The following is a 22,456-nucleotide window of genomic DNA, read 5'->3' on the forward strand; positions in this document are numbered from 1 at the left end:
CCCGGCCTTCGCCGGGATGACGTTGGGAGGAGGTAGGCCGCTCTCACCCACATCCCGGCGAAGGCCGGGACCCACGCCAGCTTCCATAAATGTCACGCCGGCCGGATTCTCGTTAGGCAGCGCAACTGCAGATCGCGAGTGGAGAGGCCGGTCAGGCGACGCGTTTGGGCTTGCGCTTGGTCAGGAAGGGCAGGAGGGCATCCTGGGGGCGCGCCTTGCTGAACAGGTAGCCCTGTCCCTGCTCGCAGCCGATGCTGCGCAGGCACGCCAGCTCCGCATCCGTCTCGATGCCTTCGGCCGTGGTCGTCTTGCCGAGCGTCTCGCCCAGGCCGACGATGGCGCGGACCACCGCCTGCTTCTCGACGTTGCTCGCAATGCCCTGCACGAACGAGCGGTCGATCTTGATCTTGTCGAAGGGAAAGCTGCAGAGGTAGCCCAGCGACGAGTAGCCGGTGCCGAAATCGTCCATGGCGATGTGCGTGCCGAGATTGCGCAGATCGGCCAGCGTGTCGAGCACCATGTTCGAGCGGTCGAGGAACAGCGATTCCGTGATCTCGAGCTCGAGGCGATCGGGGGAGAGGCCGGTGGCGGCGAGCGCACTCTCGACCATCTCGCGGACGTTGCCGCAGCGGAACTGCATCGGCGACAGGTTGACCGCGACCCGCACGTGCTCCGGCCAGGCGGTGGCGTCGCGGCAGGCGCGGCGGAGGACGAAATCGCCGAGCGCCCAGATGAGGCCCGCCTCCTCCGCAATGGGGATGAACTCAGCCGGCGAGATGAAGCCGCGCTCGCCATGTGCCCAGCGCACCAGCGCCTCGGCGGCCACGATGCGGCCGCTCGTCAGCGACACCAGCGGCTGGTAGTGCACGTCGAGCGCATTGCCCTCTATGGCCGTACGCAGGTCGGATTCGAGGCGGCGGCGCTCCTGGGCGCGCGCGTTCATCTCGGCTTCGAAGTAACGGAACGAGCCCTTGCCGCGCAGCTTGACCTGGGACAGGGCGAGATTGGCGTTCTTCAGAAGCTTGCCTGCCTCCTCGCCGTCGCCGGGCGCCACGGCGATGCCGATGCTGGCGCCGATGGTCACCTGCTGGCCCTGGATCTTGAATGGCGCGCCGATGACGTCGATCAGGCGTCGCGCGACGGCGCTCACCTCTTCGGGATCCGATACGTCGCGCATGACGATGCCGAACTCGTCTCCGCCGACGCGGGCAGCCTCCGAGCCCTGGCGCAGCGTCTTCGAGATGCGCCGTGCGCAGGCCTGCAGCAGCAGATCGCCCGCGGCCGGCCCCATGGTCTCGTTCACCGACTTGAAGTTGTCGAGGCCGACGCAGAGCGACGCGCCAAGGCCGCCGCTTACGCTTATGGCGGAGAGCATCTGCTCGGCATGCTCGATATGGGCCGTGCGGTTGGCAAGCCCGGTCAGCGGATCATGATGCGCCAGATAGGCCACCTGGGCCTCCGCGCGCCGGCGCTCCGTGATGTCGACGGCGGCCACCAGCACCGCAGGCGAGCGATCGTGGACGATGGACTGCGAGTAGATCGCCACCTCGATGGCGGAGCCGTCGCGCTTCAGATGCGTCCAGACGTGGTCGGCGAGGATACCGGGCTCGGAGCTGTAGAGCGCATCGAGCTGGCCGCGGTCGCCCGTGACATGGAGGGAGTGGACCGGCTTGCCGATCAGCTCGGCCTCCGGATAGCCATAATGATTGCGCGCGGCGGCGTTGGCCGAGAGGATCGTCTTGCCGGCCTCGGAGACGACGAACATCGGCACGGGATTGGCCTCGAAGAGGAGGCGGAACGAGGCCTCGCGCTCCTTGAGCTCGGTAATGTCAACGCGAAGGCCGATGATGCCGCCGTCGCTGGTGTGGCGCTCCTCGATCAGGATGCAGCGGCCGTCCGACAGCCACTGCTCATGGCGCTCCTGCGGCGTCCTCATCTTCGCCAGGCGCTCGGCGATCCATTCGTCCTCACACCCCTTGGCCGCTGGATAGTCGCCGCGCATGACGCCGACGCGCAGCGTGTCGGCGAGCTTGGCGCCGACTTTGAACAGATCGGCCGATCGGTGATAGATGCGCGAGTATTGCTCGTTCCAGAGGACGTAGCGGCCCTCGGAATCCAGGAACACGATGCCTTGCGGCAGGATCTCGATCGCCTCGCGCAAGCGGGCGTTGGCGAGGCGCGCGCCCTCGACGGCATTGCGCGCCATGCGCAGCGCGCCCTCGAGCTCGGAGAGCTGCGCGCCGAGCCCGCCATGCCGTGTCGCGACCTCGCCGCTCAGCACCTTCAGGGCCGCCCGCAAGGGGCGGCGGCCGGCCTGGCTCGGGCGCTTCTCGTATTTCAGCCGCTTCATTGCAAAGCCTGCCTGGGTTGCGGAGACCTACTTCCTTGCGCCGCAGTATCGGCCTCAGGATTTAACGGGGTGTTTCCCGAAGCCTCTGATGAAATCTCCCCAAGCTGCTGAAATCAGTACGCAAATGCTCGCATATTAGGCAGTTGGCGTGTCGCAAATCGAGACGCCTGGTGATGTCCGGTCGACGGGTGACTCCCGATCAGACAATATCGAGCGTTCAATTGCGAGCAGGCGGCCTGCGAGTGGCATGGGGCGTCCACGGAGTGTCGCAGCGTGCCCAAGTCCGTTGCATTTGACCTATTTTTTCCAAAGGAGGTTTATGGTTAGCGAAACCTTGATGCCTGCGATGCGGCCCGCGGCGCCACGCCGCGAGGTCCGCTTGCGCATAAAGGGCGCTCCATGGCAGCCCCTACGCCTCGCTTCTCCATCCTGATCCTCGGTAGCACAGGTGCCTTCGGCGCGCGGATCGCCGGGCTCCTGTCGCGAGACACTGTGTTCGACCTCACGCTCGCAGGGCGCACGCGCGCCACGCTCGAGGCGCAGGCGGATACGCTTTCGAAGAGCACCGGCCGGCCCGTGAGCATCGCCGTGCTCGATGCCGAGCGGATTACCGCGGACGATCTGGCGCCGCTTGACGTCCGTCTCGTGATCAATGCGTCAGGTCCCTATCGAGAGGGGCGGTATGGGCTTGCGCGCGCGGCGATCGCAGCCGGATGCCACTACATCGACCTCGCCGACTCGCGACCCTTTGTCGTGGGCTTCGGAACGCTCGACGACGAGGCACGCGCCGCGGGTGTTCTTGCGGTCAGCGGAGCGAGCTCCGTGCCGGGGCTTTCGTCCGCGGTCGTTGCGCATCACCGCGATGTGTTCGCGGCGCTGCGCGTCGTCGACATCGCCATCTCGCCTGGAAACGCGTTCGACCCGGGCGTTGCGACCGTGGCCTCGGTGCTCGGAGGCGTCGGGCAGCCAATGAGGATGCTGCGCGACGGCGAATGGCGGACGGTCTACGGATGGCAGGGGCTGCGTCGCCTGCGCTTTGGCGCGGCGGGACGGCGCTGGCTCGGTTATGTGAACGTTCCGGACCTCGAGATCCTTCCGGCACATGGCGTGAGCATCGAAACCGTGCGCTTTCAGGCAGGGCTCGAGGTCTCACTGTTTCACCTCGGACTCTGGTGCGCGTCGTGGCTGGTGCGGTGGAGGCTGGTCTCGAGTCTCGAACCCCTGGCTCCACGGCTTCTCGCCATCAAGCGCAAGCTGCACCGCCTCGGCAGCGATCGTGGCGGGATGACGGTCAAGATGCGTGGGCTCGGACGCGACGGCAGGCCGAAGGCGATCACGTGGCTGCTCGTCGCAAAGAGGGGCCATGGGCCTTACGTGCCGGCGCTGGCCGCCGTTGCGCTCGCGAGACGCCTCGCGTCCGAGGCCGAGACACGGCGCGGTGCGATGCCGTGCCATGGCATCGTGCCCCTCGCCGACATCCTCGCGGAGGCGAAGCATCTCGACATCACGTGCACCGAAAAAGAAAACCCCTCCCGCACAAGTGCGGGAGGGGACGCTGGATGATCCCTGCTGGCCTACGTACGCCAGGGATGCTCGGGGAGGTCGGAGACGCCGACCGGCTTCACGCCTGCCGCAGCAACCTTATGGTCGTTCTCGACGGAGCTGCCCGATACGCCGATGGCGCCGATCAACACGCCGTCCTGGTCGACGATGGGGAGGCCGCCCGGAAAGGTAATCAAGCCGTCGTTCGAATGCTCGATGCCGAACAGTGGCCCGCCGGGCTGCGAGAGCTTGCCGATCTGACCGGTGGGCATACCGAAGAAGACCGCGGTCTTGGCTTTCTTGATGGCGATGTCGATGGAGCCGACCCATGCGTCGTCCATGCGGTGGAACGCTTTCAGGTTGGCGCCGCTGTCGACGACGGCGATGCACATCTTGGTCTTGGTTCGCTCGGCCTCCTTGCGGGCGGCGTCGATGATCTTCTTTGCGTCGTCGATAGTGACATGCATGGGTGTTGTCCTCCGGTGCGCGCGGAAGCCGCGCGGGTCCCGTCATATCGCGAGCAGGCTTCCGGATTTCAATGGCGGCGCGTTAACCCTAGATGGTCGTCAGCGGGCATTCGCAATTGAGACAATGGCCGAGGGCGGACGCGCGTTCCGCGGCGGCTTGCTTCAACGCTAACGTCTCGTTTGTGGAGACTTGCGTGGGTGCCGGCCTTCGCCGGCATGACGGTGTGTGTGGCAAACTGCCCAGCCCAACGCACCGTCATCCCGGCGTCATGGCGGAGCCATGCTTCGCATAGTCGGCCGGGATCCACGCAAGCTTCAGCGCATGCACCAGTTGAGGGTCGCAGGACAGGTCAGCTTGCGCCGTCCTTGTCCTGGCCAAGCTTGTAGAGGTTCGAGAGCAGCGCGTCGAAGCCGCCGGCGCCTGCCCCGGTGTGCAGGTCGATGCGGCCTACCTTCTCGACCAGCTTCTCCAGTGCCTCGAGCTCCTTGAGCCGCAGGAGCAGCGGGTTGTTCTCCATCAGCTTCGAGGTGTTGAGCAGCGAGCGCGTGGCAGCCGTCTCTTCCTGGCGGCGAATGATGTTCGCCTTGGCGATGCGCTCGGCTTCGACCACCTTGTTCAGAAGCTCGCGCACGTCGCCCGGCAGGATCACGTCCTTGACGCCGATCTCTCCGATCTCGGCGCCGAGCGAGGCTGCGCGCTCGGTCACGTAGGCGCGCACCTCGCGGTCGATGGTGTCGCGCGCGGCCAGGATCTCGTCGAGCGTGCGCGCCGCCACAGCCTCGCGGATGGCGAACTGGATGAGACGATAGAGCGTGGCATTGACGTCTGCCGCGGCCAGCGCCGCCTTCTCCGGATCGACGATGCGCGCGAACGCCGTCAGCGTCACGCGGATGCCGACGCGGTCCTTGGTCAGGATCTCCTGTGCCGTCACCTCCAGCGGTTGCGGGCGTAGATCCATCTTGGCGATGCGCACCTGGCGGCCAACCGACCAGAAGCCGTAGCGCCCGGGCGCAAGCCGCTCGGTCAAGACGCCGTCCACGAACAGCAGGCCCGCCTCGCTCGCGTCGACGACGGTCGTCACCAGCGCGCCGCCCGCGCGCGCGGCGTCGAGGCGGTCCAGATGGCGCTTCTCGACGCGGAGGACGGAGGCCGTGTCGATGGTCTCGACCTCGACGGCGGTCAGTGTCTTCCAGAAAGCGCGCGTGGTGTTCGGCAGCACGAGATGCTTCGGCTCGCCGTCCATGGAGACGATGGCGACCTCGGTCGGCCCCGCCTGCACGATGGCGAAATTCTCGGCCGCGAGGTCGGGCTCGGTCTTGGCGAGCAGCAGCGCCTTCTCCGGTGCGATCTCGGCGCGCAGGATCTTCACGATCTCGACCGAGAGCTGGCTGAACGGATCGAACTCCGCGAACCGTCCGGGCTCGAGCAGCTTCACGAAGCGACCGTCTCGGCGCAGAAAGGCGCGCTCGTCGTCCTTCACGACAGCCGTGGTCCAGAAGCTCAGGCGGGACATGGGAAAACTCCGGAAACGCGATCAGAGGCAGGGAAGCTCAGAGCAAACCTAAAGAAAAATTCGCGGCGTATCTCGTCCAATCAATCCTGTGTCTTAAGGCCGGCAGGTCGCCGGCCGCTGCGCCACGACGAGGACGCGGGCCCCTGCTTCAGCCCCGAGGCTCGGCTTTACACCGCGCGTCTGCCTCCCCGTGTTCCCGAAGGAACAGCAGGCGCGCAACGGGCGGCTCCGGCTCTGCCGCGAGGCGGTATCCGCAGGGGCGCGGAGCGCTTCGACGCTTGCCTTCCGCTCCGCCCCTCGGCCGAAGCCTCGGAGCGAAACATGAGCGGGAGCAACGGCCGGCTCCCCAGAAGGAAATCGCTTGGATGCGATTGGCATGGGACTCGAACCCATAACAGCGAGATTAACAGTCTCGTGCTCTAACCCACTGAGCTAGCCGTTTGGAGAAGCTAAAGGGAATCGAACCCCCGACCTCCCGGCGCACCGGGCGCTCTGCCACTGAGCTACAGCCTCGTTTGGTACCTGACGACGCGGAACACGCCGCCGCAGGGCGGTGCGCGCCAGCCGGGTCTCAGCGAGCCCGGACACACGGCGTCGGACAGGAACCGGTGAGTAACCAGCCGATTGGGGCGAAATTCCATCCGCAGGCGCACACAAGCCTGTCGCGTCGTTACGCGAAAGCCACCCTCCCCGTCTCCTTTGTGCCTGCCCGCGGCGGACGCGTTGCATCGCCGGGCTCCGGGGGGTACGCCGGGGCGTCCCCTAAGGAACAGCGGAGCGCGCGTCCGGGCCGGCACGCTCTTCGCCCGGACGCAGCAGAAGACGGGATTGAGGGATGTCACGGTTGAGCCTTCCGACGAGCGCGCTCAAGCCGCGCTACGACGTCATCGTCGTCGGCTCCGGCTATGGCGGCGGAGTGACCGCATCCCGCCTCGCGCGGGCGGGGAAGCGAGTCGCCGTGCTCGAGCGCGGGCGAGAGGTCACGACCGGCGAGTTCCCGCAAAAGTTCTCCGAGCTCAAGGGCGAGTTCCAGGTGACGGGAAAGAGCTTCCGCACCGGCTCCGAGCAGGCGCTCTACGACGTGCGCTTGGGCAAGGATATGCACGTGCTCGTGGCCTGTGGCCTCGGCGGTGGCTCGCTCGTCAACGCGGGCGTCTCGCTCGTGCCCGATCGGCGCGTGTTCGAAGATGGCGCATGGCCGGGGCAGATTGCGCAGGACGGCACGCTCGCGGAGGGCTCCCGGCGCGCGGAGCAGTGGCTCCGGCCGGCGCGTGATCCCAGGGCGCAGGAGATGACGAAGTTCCGCGTGCTGGAGGAGGCCGGCCGCGGCATGGACGCGACGCTCGTGGCGGCGCGCGTGGCGGTGAGCTTCGAGGACGTGACCAACCCCGCCGGCATTCATCAGACAGCCTGCACCCGCTGCGGCGACTGCTGCGCGGGCTGCAACGTCGGCGCCAAGAACACGGTGGCGATGACGTATCTTCCGGACGCGGTGCGGCACGGCGCGGAGGTTTTCACGGGGCTCAAGGTCGACACGGTGCGCAAGGGCGCGGACGGCGTGTGGCAGGTCGCGGCGCATGCGATCGGGATCGACCGCAGCGTGCCTGAGGTCACGATCGAGGCTCCCGTTGTGGTGCTCGCCGCCGGCACGCTCGGCTCGACCGAGATCCTGCTCCGCTCGCGCGAAGCGGGCCTTGCACTTTCCGACCGGCTCGGACACCGCTTCTCCGCCAACGGCGACATCATCGCCTTCGGCTACGGTGCGAAAACGATCGTCAACGGCGTCGGCGTCGGACATCCGGCCAAGGTGGAGGGGCTCGAGATCGGCGCGTCCGTCTCGGGGCAGCTCGAGTTCCGCGACGCGGAGACGCTCGCCAACGAGCTCAACGTGCAGGAGGGGGCGCTGCCGTCCGCCTTTGCGTCCGTGCTGCCGGTCATGTTCCTGCCCAACGGGCGGCTGCTCGGGGCGCTCTCTAGCCTCGTCAACGGCGTCTACAAAGGCCCGTTCGCCAGCCTGCAGACGTTCTTCGCCGTATCCCACGACAGCGCCTCTGGGCGCTTCCTGCTCGAGGATGATCAGCTCGCGCTCGCCTGGGCCAACGCCAAGGACGAGCCGGTCTATGCCAGGCTCGACGAGATCCTGTCCAAGCTCGTCGGCGCGAGCGGCGGGTCGTACATCAAGAACCCGCTGGCCGGCACCGTCATGGGCCACCAGCCCGCGACCGCGCATCCGCTCGGCGGATGCGGCATGGGGCGCGACCGCGGAAACGGCGTGGTCGACCACAAGTGCCGGGTGTTCAACGGGGCGTCGGGCGCGGGCGACACGGCCGTGCACGAGGGGCTTTACGTCATCGACGGCGCGGTGATCCCGCGCTCGCTCGGCGTCAACCCGCTGCTCACGATCACGGCGCTGGCCGAGCGGGCCATGCTGCACTTTGCGCAGGACCGGGGCTTGAGCTACACAACGGCACCCGTCTCGCCTGCGGCCGCGGCCTGAGCGCGCCGTCCGCCACTTAAAGGCGCCAGCTTGCCCCTGCGCCTTTCGCGGATGACAGTTAATGCGAATTTGAAACGAGAAACCCCGCCTCCATGCGCATCGAATATCATCGCACGCTGATTGCCGACCGCGTGCGCAATCAGGCCTTTCATGACGCGCTAGCCCGAGTGATCAAGCCCGGTGCGACGACTGTCGCTGATATCGGCGCCGGTACGGGGCTGATCGGCCTCGTGGCGGCGAAGCTCGGTGCGCGCGAGGTGCGGATGTACGAGGCCGCCGAGGTGGCGGGCGTAGCGGCCGCTGCCATCAAGACCAATCGTGCGCGGGCGTGCCATCTCATGCCGTGCCACTCGACGGAGATGGAGGATCCGCCGCGCGTCGATGTCGTGGTGTCGGAGACGCTCGGCAACTACGCGTTCGAGGAGAACATCATCGACACGCTGGCCGACGCGCGGCTGCGCCATCTCAAGGACGGCGGCGTGATGATCCCCGCCCGTATCAAGCAATACGTGGTGCCGGTGATCTCGGAGCGCATTCATCGCGAGCTCGTCGCGTGGGACGACGTGGGCTTCGGCCTCGATCTTTCGGACGCGCGCAAGATGAGCCTCAACAACGTCTATGTACGCAGCTTCGAAGCGCGTGAGCTCCTGGACGGCGGAGCAGCGGCGAAGGTGTGGGATACAGTAACGCTCGGGTCGGACACGAAGAGTGCGCGCAAAGGCGAGGTGTCCTGGAAGCTCGATGCGCCGCAGACGGTGTACGGCTTCGCCTACTGGTGGGCGGCGGACCTGATCGAGGGCGTGACGCTCTCGACGGCGCCGGACGCGCCCCGCACGCACTGGGAGCAGCTCTATTTCCCGCTCGAGGCGCCGATGTCGCTGGAGGCGGGCGAGAGCGTGCTCGTCACGCTGCGCTCGAAATCGTCCGAGGAGGCCGGCACGCACCTCGCGTGGACGGCCGTGCACTTCGACCGCGACGGCGGCTCGAAGGCGCGTCAGGCCATGAACCTCGACAAGGGGTGGATCCCTTAGAGCACCCTCCACCTGTCATCCCGGCGTGAGTGGCTATGGTCGCCGATCGCGGCCCTGGGTCCCGGCTCTGCGCGCCGCCGCTGGCGCGGCGGTGCTCGGCCGGGACGACAGGATGGGCGAGAGGCGAGGGCGGAAACCTCGAGTCGCGGGGTCAGACGCTGCCGGCGCTTTGGGGGGCAAGACCGGCGTCGTTCGCTGCCTCGAACGTGAAGGCGACGGACGACGGATCGTAACCGGCGACACTTGCCGCGACGGCACGGCGCGAAGTGATTGGCCGGGTCAGGATCAGCTCGGCGCGGGGATCGAACAGACGCACGAACTGGGCGACGCGCGAGGCGATCTCGGTACGGAAACGCGAGCCATTGAAGATGCCGTAATGGCCAACGCCGGTGCACTCGATGTGCAGCTTCCTCTCGGCGGCGAGCCCCGTGCAGAGGTCGTGCGCCGCGCGGCACTGGCCGAGGCCGGTGATGTCGTCCTTCTCGCCCTCCACCGTCATCAGCGCGGGGCGGCGGATGCGGCCTGGATCGACGCGGCGGCCCCGGTGCATCATCTCGCCTTTCGGCAGCGTGTGATGCACGAACACCCGGTCGATGGTGTCGAGGTAGAACTCGGCCGTCAAATCCATCACCGCCAGATACTCGTCGTAGAAAGCGCGGTGCTTCTCGGCCGAGTCGCCGTCGCCGCTCACGAGGTGGCGGAAGAGGTCCTTGTGCGCCTTGGCGTGGCGGTCGAGGTTCATGGACATGAACCCCGAAAGCTGAAGGAAGCCCGGATAGACGGCCCGGCCGGCCCCCGCGTAGGGCCAGGGCACCTGGGTGATCACGTGGCGGGCGAACCAGTCCGTGCCGCGCGAGACGGCGACGTCGTTGACGGCGGTCGGACTCACGCGCGTGTCGATCGGTCCGCCGGCGAGGATCATGCTCAAGGGCGCTGACGGGTCGCCGTCCTCCTCCATCAGCGATACAGCCGCGAGGGCCGGGACTGCTGACTGGCACACGGCGAAGACATGGACGTCGCCGCGGAAGACGGCGAGCATGTCGCGCACATAGTCGATGTAGTCGTCGAGGCCGAAGCGACCTGCGGACACCGGAACGCTGCGCGCGTCCTGCCAGTCCGTGATGTAGACCTCGTGGCTCGGCAAAAGCGCCTCGACCGTGCCGCGCAACAGCGTTGCGAAATGGCCGGACATGGGCGCGATCAGCAGGATGCGTGGATCGGCGGCGCGCTGCGCCGCCGGCATGTCACGCCGGAAATGGATCAGACGGCAAAAAGGGCGGTTCCAGACCACCTCCTCCCCGACCTTCACATTGCGGCGTCCGATGCGCGTCGTCGACAGTCCGAAACCAGGCTTCTCATAGCGGCGCGTGGTGCGCTCGAAGACCTCGCAGGCCGCGGACGCATGGCGGCCGACGGAGGTATGCGAGAAAGGATTGAACGGGTTCTCCACTAGGTAGCGCATCTGCTCGGCGACGGCGCGCGCCGGCTTCAACGCGGCATGGCCTATTTCGTACCAGTGATAAAGCACGGTCGAATGCCTCCCGATCTCAGCCGTCGGACGATTGTCTGATCCGCGCCGGCCACCCCTCATAACGCACGAGACCGCGTTTCCGTAAGGGTGGATGCGCGGCGAAAAGCCGCCGGAACCCCATGTTTTTACTTTTTGATTCCACCCGTGACGAGAATGCACTGATTCGAGGCGAATGGCTAAGAGGCCGGTCCGCCCGCGGAGCCTTCTATCGCCTGCGTCAGCGCTCCGGCGAGCTCCGCCGCATCGACGCTGTGCGGGAAGTGCCGCGTGTACTCGCCGTTGCCGTCCATCAGGTACATGAACGTGCTGTGGTCAACGCTATAGTCGCCCGGCCTTTCCTCGTCGGGCACCTTCTTGGCGTAGACGCGATAGGCTTTCGTCACGGCTGCGATGTCATCGGACGAGCCCGACAGGCCCAGAATGTGCTTGTGGAAGCTCGCGGCATACTTGCCGACCAGCTCGGGCGTGTCGCGCTCGGGGTCGACGGTGATGAAGACGACGCCCACGTCGCCGGCCTTGTCGCCGAGCCGGTCGAGGGCAGCGGCGATCACCTGAAGCCCCGCCGGGCAGACGTCCGGGCAATTGGTGAAGCCGAAATAGACGAGCAGCGGGCGACCCGCGAAATCCTTCTCGGTGACGCGCTTGCCCGACGCGTCGAGCAGGCTGAAGGGGCCGCCGACCAGCGCTTTGCCGGTGGTCTGCATGGTCGGGGCCGGGCCGGACGGCAGCGTGGCCAGTAGCACGGCCGTCATGATGCCCGCGGCAAGGCCGATCAGGAGCGCAAGCAGCAGCGTGCCACGCGAGGCTCCGGCAAACTTCGTCGGCGTCGTGTTTTTTGTCATGCGGTCTCGCTTGTCCATCCCCCGCCGCCCCTTCTGCCGAAGGGCTGGCTCGCGCACGCGGGTGCACCCGCCCCCTCCAGGGCCAGGTGCCACCTTTCTCCTATCTGGAGCACACAACGCCTACTTGCAAGCTGTGCTAGTATTTCCGGACGATAGACCAGAAGGAAGTCATCTCCGCCGTGGTCGGACAACTCGCCAAGGCCTTTGAATCCAAGCTCAGCTTCAGCGGCGACAGCCAGCTCAGGCTGCAAACCATCGTGCGCCTCAGGTGGGTCGGCGTGATCGGCCAGATCCTCGCGCTCTGCGTGGTCTATTTCTGGTTCGGCTTCGACCTGCCGATCGGCCCCTGCCTCACCATCATCGCGGTCTCGGCGTGGGTCAACGTGTTCCTCGCCATCCGCTATCCGGCGCGGCACCGCCTGTCGGTCACCTACGCGACGGCGCTGCTCGCCTATGACATCATCCAGCTCGCCTCGCTGCTCTACCTCACCGGCGGGATCGACAATCCCTTCACGATGCTCATCGTCGCGCCGGTAACGGTGTCGGCGGCCACCCTGCCGCTCGCCTACACCGTCGGGCTCGGGCTGCTGGCGCTGGCGTGCACGTGGCTGCTCGCCTTCTACGCGATGCCGCTGCCCTGGTACGTCGATCCCCCGCTCGCGCTGCCGTTCCTCTACAAGATCGGTATCCTGGCGGCTGTCACGGCCTCGATGCCGTTCCTCGCCCTCTATGTCTGGCGCCTGACGCAGGAGGGCCGGCAGATGTCGGCGGCGCTGGCGGCAACGGAGCACGTGCTCGCGCGCGAGCAGAAGCTGCATGCGCTGGACGGCCTCGCGGCCGCGGCCGCCCACGAGCTCGGGACGCCGCTCTCCACCATCACGCTGGTCACCAACGAGCTCGAGCGCCAGATCGAGAAGGACAGCCCGCACCGGGAGGACATCCTGCTCCTGCGAAGCCAAGCGCAGCGCTGCCGGGAGATCCTGCAGAAGCTGACGCGCCATCCTCCGGACGAGGACCCGCTGCACGGGAGCCTCACGGTCAAGGAGATGGTGCACGAGGCGGCGGCGCCCTACGTCGACGGCCCCGCCAGGATCCAGATCCGCACCGCGCCGTCGGCGGCTGCGGCGGGACCGGATGCCCGCCAGCCGGTCGGCATCCGGCGCCCCGGCGTCATCTACGGCCTCGGCAACATCATCGAGAACGCCGCGGACTATGCCGAGAGCCGGGTCGAGATCGCCGCCGAATGGGACGGACAGACCGTCACCGCCGTGATCGCCGACGACGGACCCGGCTTCAAGCCGGACGTGATCGACAATCTGGGCGAGCCTTACGTTACGACGCGGTCGGATGGACGCAAGGAGCGCAAGAGCGGCGGCAAGGTTTCCGGGCTCGGGCTCGGGTTCTTCATCGCCAAGACGCTGCTCGAGCGGTCCGGGGCGCGCCTTTTCCTCGAGAACCGGACGCTGCCGGAGCATGGGGCCATCGTGCGCATCGTCTGGCCGAGGCCCGCCTTCGAAGCCCGCCTCGAGGCACGGGAGGCCGAGATCCCACGCCCCGTCCGCCAGCACCAGCCGCCTGGCCCGGAAGATCCGATTTCCGATGCGATTTAAAGGGGCTAGGCCAACCGTTCGCCGGCTATACTGCGCCGGCAGGTCCAATCCGCCCGCCGTTCACCATAACCGACCAGGGAATTGGACTTATTCATCATGCCGAATCTTGCATCTCTCCTTTGCGAACCGGCCTCGGCTAATATAAATCCCAGGAATCGGGAGGTATGCCGTGGTGACTGAAGACTTATCATTCCAGAAAGACGAGTTGCCCGAGGACCGCTCGCTCATCATCGTCGACGACGACCGTCCGTTTCTGCAACGGCTGGCGCGAGCCATGGAGCTGCGCGGGTTCGAGGTCCGCAGCGCCCATTCCATCGCCGAGGGCATCGAGCTGATCAAGCAGCAGGCGCCGGCGTTCGCGGTCGTGGACATGCGGCTCGAGGACGGGAACGGCCTCGACGTGATCGCCGAGCTGACGCGCGTCAGGCCCGACACCCGCATCATCGTGCTCACCGGATACGGCAACATTGCCACCGCCGTGTCGGCGGTCAAGCTCGGCGCCATCGACTACCTCGCCAAACCCGCCGACGCCGACGACGTGACCGACGCGCTGCTCGCGCCCCACAATGCAAAGGCGGCGCCGCCCGAGAACCCGATGTCGGCGGATCGGGTCCGCTGGGAGCATATCCAGCGCGTGTACGAGCTCTGCAACCGCAACGTCTCGGAGACCGCGCGGCGGCTCAACATGCACCGGCGCACCCTGCAGCGCATTCTCGCCAAGCGCGCACCGAAGTAGGGCGCCTAACAACGACCCCTTCCGTTCGTTCCTTACGCGTCACCGATGCCGAGGCCGACGGCGGCGGGGAGTGTCGGATCGAGCAGAACCGACAGGCGCGACGCGGACGCACGGGCGACACGGAGTGTCATAGCCTTGCGCGTGTGCGCGGCAAGGCGAAGCTCAGGCGCCGGGCGCAGAATCTCGCCGCCGTAGCGGTCGGCGACGATAAGGCCCGCGTCCTCCGGCAGGATCTCTTGCGGAAACTCCGGCGTTACGCCGAAGAAAAGCCGATCGGAATACTCACGATACTCCGGCCACTTGCGGTCGGTGCGGAAATCCTCCAGGCATGACTTAATCTCCACGATCCAAATCATGCCGTCGGGGCCGAGGCCGACGACGTCGGCTCGCCGGCCGTTCGGCAGCGAAAGCTCGGCGATCGCCGTTAACCCGTGGGCCGCCAGCACGCGCACCACGCCGCGGCAAATCTCGCGCGCAACCGGAGACTGGGGTCCGCCGAGCGACGGCTCGGTTATACTCATCCGGTTAACCGCGTTGTCCACATGGTCCTCGATGTCGGTCATTGATCTGCCATTAGAGCATTGGAGGCTGACACCAGATTGCCGTGATGCGACCACACTCTGCTCTCCAATCGTACCTTCGTCCGCACGCGCTTTCCGACCTTGCACGGCATTCCGGATGCATTGCCCGGGCTGCCTCGACATTCGTTGCAAAGACACCGTGAGATCGCCATTCCGATGTTCTTCAAACGACTGACCAAGACAAAATCAGCGCCTGCCACGCCGGCGGAGATCGAGCAGCGGCTCGAAAAAGCGAGCCCTGCACCGGAGGTCAAAGTCGGCCCGCGGCCACTGCCCGCAGCCGAGCTGCGCCGCACCGTCGACAGCAAGACGCTCGGCTTCACTACCACCGCCAACCTCGACGTGGCGACGGGACTCGCCGGTCAGGAGCGAGCGCTCGCCGCCATCGACTTCGGCCTCAGCATGCGGGCACGCGACTTCAACATCTTCGTCGTCGGGCCGCCCACGTCCGGCAAGAGCGCCGCCGTGCGCGCGCATCTTGCCAAGATCGCAGCCGCATCGCAAACGCCGACCGATTGGGTCTATGTCAACAACTTCGACGATCCGCGACGGCCACGTGCACTGTCGTTGCCGGCGGGCCGCGCCGAGGGACTGGCGCAGGGCGTGCTCGCGGCGCTGCGCGAAATGGCCGCCTCGCTGCCGACGGCGTTCGGCTCGGAGGACTATCGCGCGCGCCGGCGCGCCATCGAGGAGGAGTTCCGGGCGGGCCAGGAGGATGCGCTCGACGCGCTCAACGCCCGCGCCGCGCAGCAGAACATCGCCGTGCTGCGCACGCCGCTCGGCTTCGGCATGGCGCCCATGCACGACGGCAAGGTGGTGCGGCCCGAGGTGTTCAACCAGCTTCCCGAGGCCATGCGCCGCGACGTCGAAAAGCGCATTACCGCGCTGCAGACGGAGCTCGAGGCGATCCTCGCCAGCGCGCCGAAGGCAGACAAGCGCCGACGCCAGCAGCTTGCGGAACTCAACGAGGAGACGGCGCGCCACGTGGTCGAGGAGGCGCTCGACGCGCTCTCGGCGTCGTTCGCGGACCTGCCCGAGGTGGCCTCGTTCCTCGCCGACATCGAGAAGGACCTCGTCGCCAGCAGCGCCCTCTTCGCGATCCCCGAGGCGGAAGCCAAGACCGTCGCCGCGCAGATCGATCCGGCGCAGGATGCCAGGCTGCGCCGCTATCTCGTCAACGTCGTCGTCTCGCACAAGAATGCCAAGGCCGGTGCGCCGGTGTGCGAGGCGTCCGATCCAACGCTGACTAGCCTCGCGGGCTGGATAGAGCCGGCCACACAGGGGGGAGCCGCCGATTTCCTCGCCATCCGGCCCGGCGCCCTGCATCGCGCCAACGGCGGCGCGCTGATGATCGAGGCCCGCCGCCTATTCGCCTCGCCCAGGGCCTGGGAGGGCCTCAAGCGCGCGCTCGAGGCCGGAGAGGTCCGCGTCGAGGTGTCCGAGCCGACGACGGCGAGCGGCGCAACGCCGGTGCCGACGCTCGAGCCCGAGCCGATCCCGCTCGCGATCAAGATCGTGCTGCTGGTCGACCCCGAGCTGCTCGCCACCATCGAGCAGACCGATCCGGACTTCGCACAGCTCTTCAAGGTGCAGGCCGACTTCGACGAGACGCTTGGGCGCAGCGCCGACAACGACCGCATCTTCGCCCGGCTGGTGGCGACAATCGTCGAGACCCATGGGCTCAAGCCGATCGACGCCGGGGGCGTGGCGCGCCTCATGGAGGAAGCGGCCCGCATGGCCGAGGACCGCGACAAGCTCCTGATCGAGACGGGGCGGCTCGCCGACATCGTGCGCGAGGCGGACTACTGGGCCGATGGCGAGAACCGCAAGGTGACGTCCGCAGCAGACATCACGCGCGCGCTCACGGAGCGTACGCGGCGCACCGACCGGCTGCGCGAGCACCTGCAGGAATCGGTGGCGCGCGGCGTGGTGCTGGTCGATACGGCCGGCAGCAAGGTCGGGCAGATCAATGCGCTCTCCCTCGTGCAGAAGGGACAACTTTCGTTCGGGCGGCCGGCGCGCATCACGGCGCGTGTGCATCTCGGCCAGGGGCGCGTGACCGACATCGAGCGCGAGGTCGAGCTTGGCGGCCCGCTGCATTCCAAGGGCGTGATGATCCTCTGGGGCTATCTCGCCGGGCGCTTCGCGCAGGACGTTCCGCTGGCGCTGGCGGCGACGCTGGTGTTCGAGCAGTCCTACGACACGATCGAGGGCGACAGCGCGTCGGCGGCGGAGCTCTTAGCGCTGCTCTCGGCGCTGGCGGACGCGCCGCTCAACCAGGAGATCGCGGTGACGGGCTCCATCAACCAGTGGGGCGAGGTGCAGGCGGTCGGCGGCGTCAACGAGAAGATCGAAGGCTTCTTCGACATCTGCGCGGCACGCGGGCTCACCCGCACCCAGGGCGTGCTCATCCCGGAAGCCAACAAGCAGCACCTGATGCTGCGCGAGGACGTGGTGGCGGCGGTGCGCGAGGGGCGCTTCGCCATCTACGCCATCAAGACCATCGACGAGGGCCTCGCGCTGCTCACCGGGCTCGAGGCCGGCAAGGCGGGCGCCGACGGACGTTTCGGGGCCGATACCGTGAACGGGCGCGTCGAAGCGCGGCTCAAGGCGTTCGCCGAGCGTGCCCGCAGCTTCGCGTCGAGCAAGGCCGGCGCACCGGGTGCGGGCTCAGGCGCCGCATGATCGCGCATATCGCACAAGCTGACGAGCAACGCGGCCGCGTTGTGCTGTGGCTTGGGCCCACGGGCGAGACGCAGGACACGGCGCTGGACGCGGCGCTGCGCCTCGCGCATGCCTTCGACTCGGAGATCGAGTGCCTGTTCATCGAGGATCGTCGGCTGTTCGATCTCGCCGCGCTGCCGTTCGCGCGCGAGATCTCGCTGTCGGGGCGTCGCTCGCGAGCCATGTCGCCCGAAGCGCTCGCGCGCGACATGCAGGCTCATGCCGCTGCGCTGCAGCGCCGCGTCCTTGCCCGGGCGCGGGTGGCGGACGTGAAGGCGCAAGCGCGCGTCGTGCGTGCCGAGCCGGCGCAGGCGCTCGCCGAGGTGTGTGCCGAGAACGGACCCTGGAACGTGGTGACAGTCGGCGGTGCGGTGCGCAACGGCACGGCGACCGGCCACATGGGTGCGGGCCTCGCGGAGCTGTTCCAGTCCGTGCACGCAACGACGGGCATCGTCGTCGCCGGCCCCCAGGCCCAGCACGCCTGCGGGCCGGTGATTGCCGTCGTCGAGGAACTGGACCGCGTGGTGCCCATGCTGCGTGCCGCCGAGCGGATCGCAACGGCGACCGGCGGCGATGCCCGGCTGTGGCTGCTCGAGCACGATCAGGCGCGGCAGGACTGGATCGAGGGCCAGATCCGCCTCGCGCTCGGGAACTATCCCGGCATCAACTTCGACGTCTTGGACATGTCGGTGCACACACCCCGCAGCATCGCCCAGATGATGCGGCGCGCGGGGGCGGGGTTCGTCATCACGCGTTTCGGTGGCACGCTGACGCCGCGCGAGCAGGACGTGGCGCCGTTCGCGGAGATGCTCGAAGGGCCGCTGTTCCTGGTGCGGTAGCGGCGCGGGTGCGGGGACCAGGAAAACGCTGCTTGTGCCGCTCCATCCGCGACGCTACTAGCTCGCAATCCTGAAACGGAAATGCGAGCATGCCGGAGCTGCCCGAAGTCGAAACCGTGCGCATGGGGCTCGAGCCGGTGCTCACCGGCCAGACGTTCGCGCGCGTCACGACCCACCGCGCCGACCTGCGCTTTCCGTTTCCCGAGAACTTCGCCAAGCGGCTGACGGGCGCGCGCGTCATGCGCCTCGAGCGGCGCGCCAAGTATCTCATCGCCCATCTCTCGACCGGCGAGGCGCTGCTCATGCACCTGGGCATGACGGGCCGCTTCCACGTGCAGGCCAAGGGCGAGGCCGTGGCGCATCTGCTCGGCGACTACGAGTACGAGACCGGTGCCCAACCCAAGCACATGCATGCCGTGTTCGACATGCGCGGCGGGGCGCGCGTGACTTACGCGGATCCGCGCCGGTTCGGCTACATGCTGTTGGTGCCCGACGCGGAGCTTGCGGAGCATGCGCTCATGCGGGGGCTCGGCGTCGAGCCGCTGTCTGACGATCTCACGCCCGCCTATCTCGCGCGACGCGCCGTAGGACGGCGCAGCGACCTCAAGGCTTTCCTCATGGACCAGCGCATCGTCGCCGGGCTCGGCAACATCTACGTGTGCGAGGCGCTGTTCCTGGCCCAGCTTCGACCATCGCGCCCTGCGTCGGTGCTGGCGACGCGCGGCGGCAAGCCGACGGTGCACGCGACGCGGCTCGCGGCAGGCATCAAGGCTGTGCTCAAGGCTGCCATCGCGGCCGGCGGCTCGACGCTGCGCGACTACCGACAGGCCGACGGCAGCACGGGCGCTTTCCAGAACACGTTTCAGGTCTACGGCCGCGAGGGCGAGCCTTGCGTCAGGCCCGGCTGCCGGGGCATTGTGCGACGCAGCACGCAGGCTGGACGCTCAAGCTTCTATTGCCCGGTGTGCCAGCACTGAAACAAGGAAGGCGCCGCCCATGGCTTTCGAAACGATCCTCGTCGAGACGCGCGGACGCGTGGGTCTCATCACGCTCAACCGTCCCGCCCAGCTCAATGCCCTCAACGATCAGCTCATCGGCGAGATCAACCAGGCGCTCGACGGCTTCGAGGCGGACGAGGGGGTAGGCGCCATCGTCGTCACCGGTTCCGAGAAGGCGTTCGCAGCCGGCGCCGACATCAAGGAGATGCAGGCCAAGACCTATATCGAAGCCTACAAGGAGGACTTCATCGCGAGCTGGGAGCGCATCACACGGGCCCGTAAGCCGGTGATCGCCGCCGTCGCGGGCTTCGCGCTCGGGGGCGGGTGCGAGCTGGCCATGAGCTGCGACCTCATCATCGCGGCGGATACCGCAAAGTTCGGGCAGCCCGAGATCAAGCTCGGCATCATGCCGGGGGCGGGCGGAACGCAGCGCCTGATCCGCGCGGTGGGCAAGTCCAAGGCTATGGAGCTGTGCCTCACCGGGCGCATGATGGACGCGGCGGAGGCCGAGCGGGCGGGGCTCGTTGCGCGCGTGGTGCCGGCCGCGGATCTCCTGGCGGACGCGCTCAAGACGGCCGAGACCATCGCCTCGATGTCGCTCACGGCGGCGATGCTGACCAAGGACTGCGTGAACCGCGCCTACGAGACGACACTCGCCGAAGGCATTCGCTACGAGCGGCGCACGTTCCACTCCCTGTTCGCCACGCACGACCAGAAGGAAGGCATGGCGGCGTTCGTGGAGAAGCGGAAGCCCGCGTTCAAGAACGGCTAGCGGATAATTCTCATCGCGCGATTGCGTTGGGCAGGGGTCTTACGGCTTGATGCGCGTCTGCGTCACGGCCGACATCAGGCAGAGCGCGATGATGGCGATGCCGCCCCACAGGAACACCTCGTTGGCGGCCCAGTCGCCTTTCAAGGTCGCGAGCTTGTCGGCGCCTACAAGATAAACGAGCCCGCCCGCGGCGGCGAGGCCGTGAACGGCGGTGAGAAAGAGCGGCGGAACGTGACGGTTGTTCGCGCGGCCGAGCCAGTAGCCGTAAAGGCCGATGCATGCGGCGAAGATCGCCGCGCCGAGCCCGTATTGGAAGGCGTGGCGCCAAACGACGTCGGACAGGGAGTAGATGGCGAACAGTGCGGAAGCGCCCCAGGCGTAGACCAGCGCCGCGAGCCAGACGTTGCATCGCACGGCCTCGCGGATCGACTCCTGGCCGTCCGGGCGCGCCGCCGATCCGGTGCTCTTCGACCATAGCGGCGCGTTGATGCCGAGCCCGGTGCCGACCACCAGCGCCACCAGCAGGCCTGCGGCGAGCGACGGCAGGAAACGATCGCCGCGGCCGGCGCCGAGCACCATCATCGTGATGCTCAAGGCCGACGCCAGGAGCAACCACGGAAGCAGCGGCCGGAGTGAGATTCCCGGCGCGTACGAACGCCCATGCTGATTGATGCTCATGCGGGCTTATTGACTAGGGGGAATTTTTATTGCCGTCAATCAAAGCATGAGCAGAAACAATGGCCAAGGCCACGGCACCAAACAAAAAAATGCCGTTGCCGGCCCAGTCGTTGTCGGTCGCGTAGAGGATCTCCTTGTCGGGATCGACGGCGAGACCGATCAGGGTGGCGATCATGCCTACGAGCAGGGCGATGGCGAAGTAGCGGCCAAGGCGCAGCAGGGTCGCGTCCTCGCGGCCCTGGGCCGCGTCCTTGGCCAGGAGCGCGGAGAAGCCGAGGCAAAGCAGGCCGGCGCCGGCAAAGGCGGCCGAGAAGTGCGTCCACTCCCGCCACGACATCACCGTCGTGTAGATCAGCACCAGCGCAGCGGCGCCCCAGAGCCAGATGAGGCACAAGTTGCGGGCCGTTCGGCTCTCGACCAGGCTCTTCGCGGCCCCGGCAGCGCGCAGCGACCGGCGCTCAGACACGCCGACGGCGGCCAGCAGCAGGTTGACGACGGCCGCCGCGCCGAGCAGCCCCAGCGGTTCCGCCGCGCCGGCGGAATAGACGACGCCGGCAAGCCCGAGGCCGAGCACGAGGGCCAGGCCGACAATGGAATGTATGGTCATTTCAGAGCGTTCCTCCCCGTGCGTGCAGCAGTCCGTGCTCTTACAGCACCTTTTGCCGGAGCTGGGAAGCAACCGGGCGCACGTCGGTACTCTGTGGGAACTCTCCATGTGGCAGGCCCTCACCCTGCCTCTCTCCCCAAGGGACGAGGAAACCAGGACGCGCGCCTCGGCCGATCCCCGATCAGCCGACGCCGAGGCACCAGGCAAGGATGGCCTTCTGGGCGTGCAGGCGGTTCTCGGCCTCGTCGAAGACCACCGATTGCGGGCCTTCGAGCACGGACTCGGTCACCTCGTTGCCGCGATAGGCGGGGAGGCAGTGCATGAAGATCGCGCCCTTGGCCGCCTTGGCCATCAGCGCATCGTCGACGGCGTAGGGCTTCAGGAGTTGCTTTCGGCGCGCGCCATCGGTGTCGCCCATCGAGACCCAGGTGTCGGTGACGATGCAGTCCACGCCGCGCACGGCCTTGGCCGGGTCGGTCATGATGGTGACGTCGGCCTTCTCGCGGCGCACCCAGTCGATGATATCGTCCTTCGGGCGCAAGGCATCGGGGCAAGCCACGCGCAGGGAGAAGCCGAATTTCGCGGCCGCCTGCATCCACGAGGCGGCGACGTTGTTGCCGTCGCCCACCCAGGCAATGGTGCGGCCCTTGATGGGGCCGATCCGCTCCTCGAAGGTCATGACGTCGGCCATGATCTGGCAAGGGTGCGTCTTGTCGGTCAGGCCGTTGATCACCGGAACGGTGGCGTGCCTTGCCAGATCCAACAGCGTGTCGTGGGAGTTGGCGCGGATCATGATGGCGTCGGCATAGCGCGAGAGCACGCGTGCGGTGTCGGCGATGCTCTCGCCGCGGCCGAGCTGCAGATCGGTCTGGTTCAGCATGATGGTCTGGCCGCCGAGCTGGCGCATGGCGACGTCGAACGAAACGCGGGTGCGCGTCGACGGCTTCTCGAAGATCAGCACCAGGACGTCGTCCTTGATGCCCTTCGGCTTCAGCTTCGCGGGAACGCGCTTGCCGGCCGCCTTCATGGCGTGGGCGGCGTCGATGATGCGCCGGAGCGCCTTGGAGTCGATCTCGTCGAGATCCAGGAAATGTCGAATAGCGGGTGCTTTGGCCATGGCCTGCAGCCGGCTCCAGA

The 22,456-nt window shown here is 67.5% G+C and carries 18 protein-coding genes and 2 tRNA genes; 9 read left to right on the top strand and 11 right to left on the bottom strand.

Annotated elements, in window-relative coordinates:
* Positions 1-151 precede the first annotated feature (151 nt).
* On the bottom strand, positions 152-2,350 hold the full coding sequence (locus IT540_RS13020) for an EAL domain-containing protein (protein WP_291178453.1): 2,199 nt from the start codon (positions 2,348-2,350) through the stop codon (positions 152-154).
* 399 nt (positions 2,351-2,749) lie between these two features.
* On the opposite strand from IT540_RS13020, the gene IT540_RS13025 reads away from it, so the two are divergent.
* The gene (locus IT540_RS13025; RefSeq protein ID WP_291178457.1) at positions 2,750-3,913 is read left to right on the top strand and encodes a saccharopine dehydrogenase NADP-binding domain-containing protein; all 1,164 of its coding nucleotides are present in this window, start codon (positions 2,750-2,752) and stop codon (positions 3,911-3,913) included.
* 11 nt (positions 3,914-3,924) lie between these two features.
* Here IT540_RS13025 and IT540_RS13030 read toward each other — a convergent pair whose 3' ends face one another.
* The 4 genes from IT540_RS13030 to IT540_RS13045 form a co-directional block, all read right to left on the bottom strand.
* Positions 3,925-4,359, bottom strand: coding sequence for a heme-binding protein (locus IT540_RS13030; RefSeq protein WP_291178461.1), 435 nt, complete (start codon positions 4,357-4,359; stop codon positions 3,925-3,927).
* Positions 4,360-4,709: 350 nt separating this feature from the next.
* Complete coding sequence (locus IT540_RS13035) at positions 4,710-5,873, bottom strand: slipin family protein (RefSeq protein ID WP_291178465.1); 1,164 nt, start codon at positions 5,871-5,873, stop codon at positions 4,710-4,712.
* Positions 5,874-6,245: 372 nt separating this feature from the next.
* Positions 6,246-6,311: transfer RNA gene (locus tag IT540_RS13040), tRNA-Asn, on the bottom strand.
* Positions 6,312-6,314: 3 nt separating this feature from the next.
* Positions 6,315-6,386: transfer RNA gene (locus tag IT540_RS13045), tRNA-OTHER, on the bottom strand.
* A 322-nt stretch (positions 6,387-6,708) separates the two neighbouring features.
* On the opposite strand from IT540_RS13045, the gene IT540_RS13050 reads away from it, so the two are divergent.
* Complete coding sequence (locus tag IT540_RS13050) at positions 6,709-8,370, top strand: GMC family oxidoreductase (protein ID WP_291178469.1); 1,662 nt, start codon at positions 6,709-6,711, stop codon at positions 8,368-8,370.
* 92 nt (positions 8,371-8,462) lie between these two features.
* Positions 8,463-9,401, top strand: a complete 939-nt coding sequence (locus IT540_RS13055; protein ID WP_291178473.1) for a 50S ribosomal protein L11 methyltransferase — start codon at positions 8,463-8,465, stop codon at positions 9,399-9,401.
* 151 nt (positions 9,402-9,552) lie between these two features.
* On the opposite strand, the gene phaZ is transcribed toward IT540_RS13055, so the two are convergent.
* The gene (gene phaZ / locus IT540_RS13060; protein WP_291178477.1) at positions 9,553-10,929 is read right to left on the bottom strand and encodes a polyhydroxyalkanoate depolymerase; all 1,377 of its coding nucleotides are present in this window, start codon (positions 10,927-10,929) and stop codon (positions 9,553-9,555) included.
* Positions 10,930-11,108: 179 nt separating this feature from the next.
* Positions 11,109-11,774 (bottom strand): SCO family protein, encoded by a 666-nt coding sequence (locus tag IT540_RS13065; RefSeq protein ID WP_291178481.1) that lies wholly within the window; start codon positions 11,772-11,774, stop codon positions 11,109-11,111.
* Positions 11,775-11,953: 179 nt separating this feature from the next.
* On the opposite strand from IT540_RS13065, the gene IT540_RS13070 reads away from it, so the two are divergent.
* Positions 11,954-13,384 carry an ActS/PrrB/RegB family redox-sensitive histidine kinase gene (locus tag IT540_RS13070; protein WP_291178485.1) on the top strand — a complete coding sequence of 477 codons (1,431 nt, stop codon included), beginning with the start codon at positions 11,954-11,956 and terminating at the stop codon, positions 13,382-13,384.
* A 169-nt stretch (positions 13,385-13,553) separates the two neighbouring features.
* Positions 13,554-14,120 carry an ActR/PrrA/RegA family redox response regulator transcription factor gene (locus IT540_RS13075; RefSeq protein ID WP_291178489.1) on the top strand — a complete coding sequence of 189 codons (567 nt, stop codon included), beginning with the start codon at positions 13,554-13,556 and terminating at the stop codon, positions 14,118-14,120.
* Between the two features lie 32 nt (positions 14,121-14,152).
* On the opposite strand, the gene IT540_RS13080 is transcribed toward IT540_RS13075, so the two are convergent.
* Positions 14,153-14,683 (bottom strand): MmcB family DNA repair protein, encoded by a 531-nt coding sequence (locus IT540_RS13080; RefSeq protein WP_291178492.1) that lies wholly within the window; start codon positions 14,681-14,683, stop codon positions 14,153-14,155.
* A gap of 174 nt (positions 14,684-14,857) precedes the next feature.
* Between IT540_RS13080 and IT540_RS13085 the strand changes: the two genes are divergently transcribed.
* The 4 genes from IT540_RS13085 to IT540_RS13100 all read left to right on the top strand — a co-directional run bounded on the left by IT540_RS13085 (position 14,858) and on the right by IT540_RS13100 (position 20,034).
* On the top strand, positions 14,858-17,386 hold the full coding sequence (locus tag IT540_RS13085) for an ATP-binding protein (protein WP_291178494.1): 2,529 nt from the start codon (positions 14,858-14,860) through the stop codon (positions 17,384-17,386).
* Positions 17,383-18,264 carry a hypothetical protein gene (locus IT540_RS13090; RefSeq protein ID WP_291178496.1) on the top strand — a complete coding sequence of 294 codons (882 nt, stop codon included), beginning with the start codon at positions 17,383-17,385 and terminating at the stop codon, positions 18,262-18,264. Before IT540_RS13085 ends, IT540_RS13090 begins: the two co-directional genes overlap by 4 nt.
* A gap of 89 nt (positions 18,265-18,353) precedes the next feature.
* Positions 18,354-19,241: a bifunctional DNA-formamidopyrimidine glycosylase/DNA-(apurinic or apyrimidinic site) lyase gene (gene mutM / locus IT540_RS13095; RefSeq protein WP_291178498.1), complete on the top strand. Its 888-nt coding sequence runs from the start codon at positions 18,354-18,356 to the stop codon at positions 19,239-19,241.
* A 19-nt stretch (positions 19,242-19,260) separates the two neighbouring features.
* Positions 19,261-20,034, top strand: a complete 774-nt coding sequence (locus IT540_RS13100) for an enoyl-CoA hydratase (protein WP_291178501.1) — start codon at positions 19,261-19,263, stop codon at positions 20,032-20,034.
* A 39-nt stretch (positions 20,035-20,073) separates the two neighbouring features.
* Here the strand turns inward: IT540_RS13100 and IT540_RS13105 are convergent, their stop codons facing one another.
* The 3 genes from IT540_RS13105 to argF form a co-directional block, all read right to left on the bottom strand.
* Entirely contained in the window at positions 20,074-20,628 is a 555-nt protein-coding gene (locus IT540_RS13105) for a hypothetical protein (protein ID WP_291178504.1), read from the bottom strand.
* Between the two features lie 97 nt (positions 20,629-20,725).
* Positions 20,726-21,319, bottom strand: a complete 594-nt coding sequence (locus IT540_RS13110; RefSeq protein WP_291178507.1) for a hypothetical protein — start codon at positions 21,317-21,319, stop codon at positions 20,726-20,728.
* A gap of 181 nt (positions 21,320-21,500) precedes the next feature.
* A complete protein-coding gene (gene argF, locus IT540_RS13115) occupies positions 21,501-22,436 on the bottom strand; it encodes an ornithine carbamoyltransferase (RefSeq protein ID WP_291178510.1) in 936 nt (311 codons plus the stop codon).
* Between the last annotated feature and the right edge of the window lie 20 nt (positions 22,437-22,456).

The sequence above is a fragment of the Hyphomicrobium sp. genome (assembly GCF_020852195.1).
GTDB lineage: Bacteria > Pseudomonadota > Alphaproteobacteria > Rhizobiales > Hyphomicrobiaceae > Hyphomicrobium_C.

What these genes read in the sequence shown, in the direction of transcription:
- IT540_RS13035 (WP_291178465.1), bottom strand. Translation starts at nt 5,873, where the DNA reads ATGTCCCGCCTGAGCTTCTGGACCACGGCTGTCGTGAAGGACGACGAG.
- IT540_RS13090 (WP_291178496.1), top strand. Translation starts at nt 17,383, where the DNA reads ATGATCGCGCATATCGCACAAGCTGACGAGCAACGCGGCCGCGTTGTG.
- argF (WP_291178510.1), bottom strand. Translation starts at nt 22,436, where the DNA reads ATGGCCAAAGCACCCGCTATTCGACATTTCCTGGATCTCGACGAGATC.
- IT540_RS13055 (WP_291178473.1), top strand. Translation starts at nt 8,463, where the DNA reads ATGCGCATCGAATATCATCGCACGCTGATTGCCGACCGCGTGCGCAAT.
- IT540_RS13030 (WP_291178461.1), bottom strand. Translation starts at nt 4,359, where the DNA reads ATGCATGTCACTATCGACGACGCAAAGAAGATCATCGACGCCGCCCGC.
- IT540_RS13110 (WP_291178507.1), bottom strand. Translation starts at nt 21,319, where the DNA reads ATGACCATACATTCCATTGTCGGCCTGGCCCTCGTGCTCGGCCTCGGG.
- IT540_RS13020 (WP_291178453.1), bottom strand. Translation starts at nt 2,350, where the DNA reads ATGAAGCGGCTGAAATACGAGAAGCGCCCGAGCCAGGCCGGCCGCCGC.
- IT540_RS13050 (WP_291178469.1), top strand. Translation starts at nt 6,709, where the DNA reads ATGTCACGGTTGAGCCTTCCGACGAGCGCGCTCAAGCCGCGCTACGAC.
- IT540_RS13085 (WP_291178494.1), top strand. Translation starts at nt 14,858, where the DNA reads ATGTTCTTCAAACGACTGACCAAGACAAAATCAGCGCCTGCCACGCCG.
- IT540_RS13080 (WP_291178492.1), bottom strand. Translation starts at nt 14,683, where the DNA reads ATGACCGACATCGAGGACCATGTGGACAACGCGGTTAACCGGATGAGT.
- IT540_RS13025 (WP_291178457.1), top strand. Translation starts at nt 2,750, where the DNA reads ATGGCAGCCCCTACGCCTCGCTTCTCCATCCTGATCCTCGGTAGCACA.
- IT540_RS13065 (WP_291178481.1), bottom strand. Translation starts at nt 11,774, where the DNA reads ATGACAAAAAACACGACGCCGACGAAGTTTGCCGGAGCCTCGCGTGGC.
- mutM (WP_291178498.1), top strand. Translation starts at nt 18,354, where the DNA reads ATGCCGGAGCTGCCCGAAGTCGAAACCGTGCGCATGGGGCTCGAGCCG.
- IT540_RS13100 (WP_291178501.1), top strand. Translation starts at nt 19,261, where the DNA reads ATGGCTTTCGAAACGATCCTCGTCGAGACGCGCGGACGCGTGGGTCTC.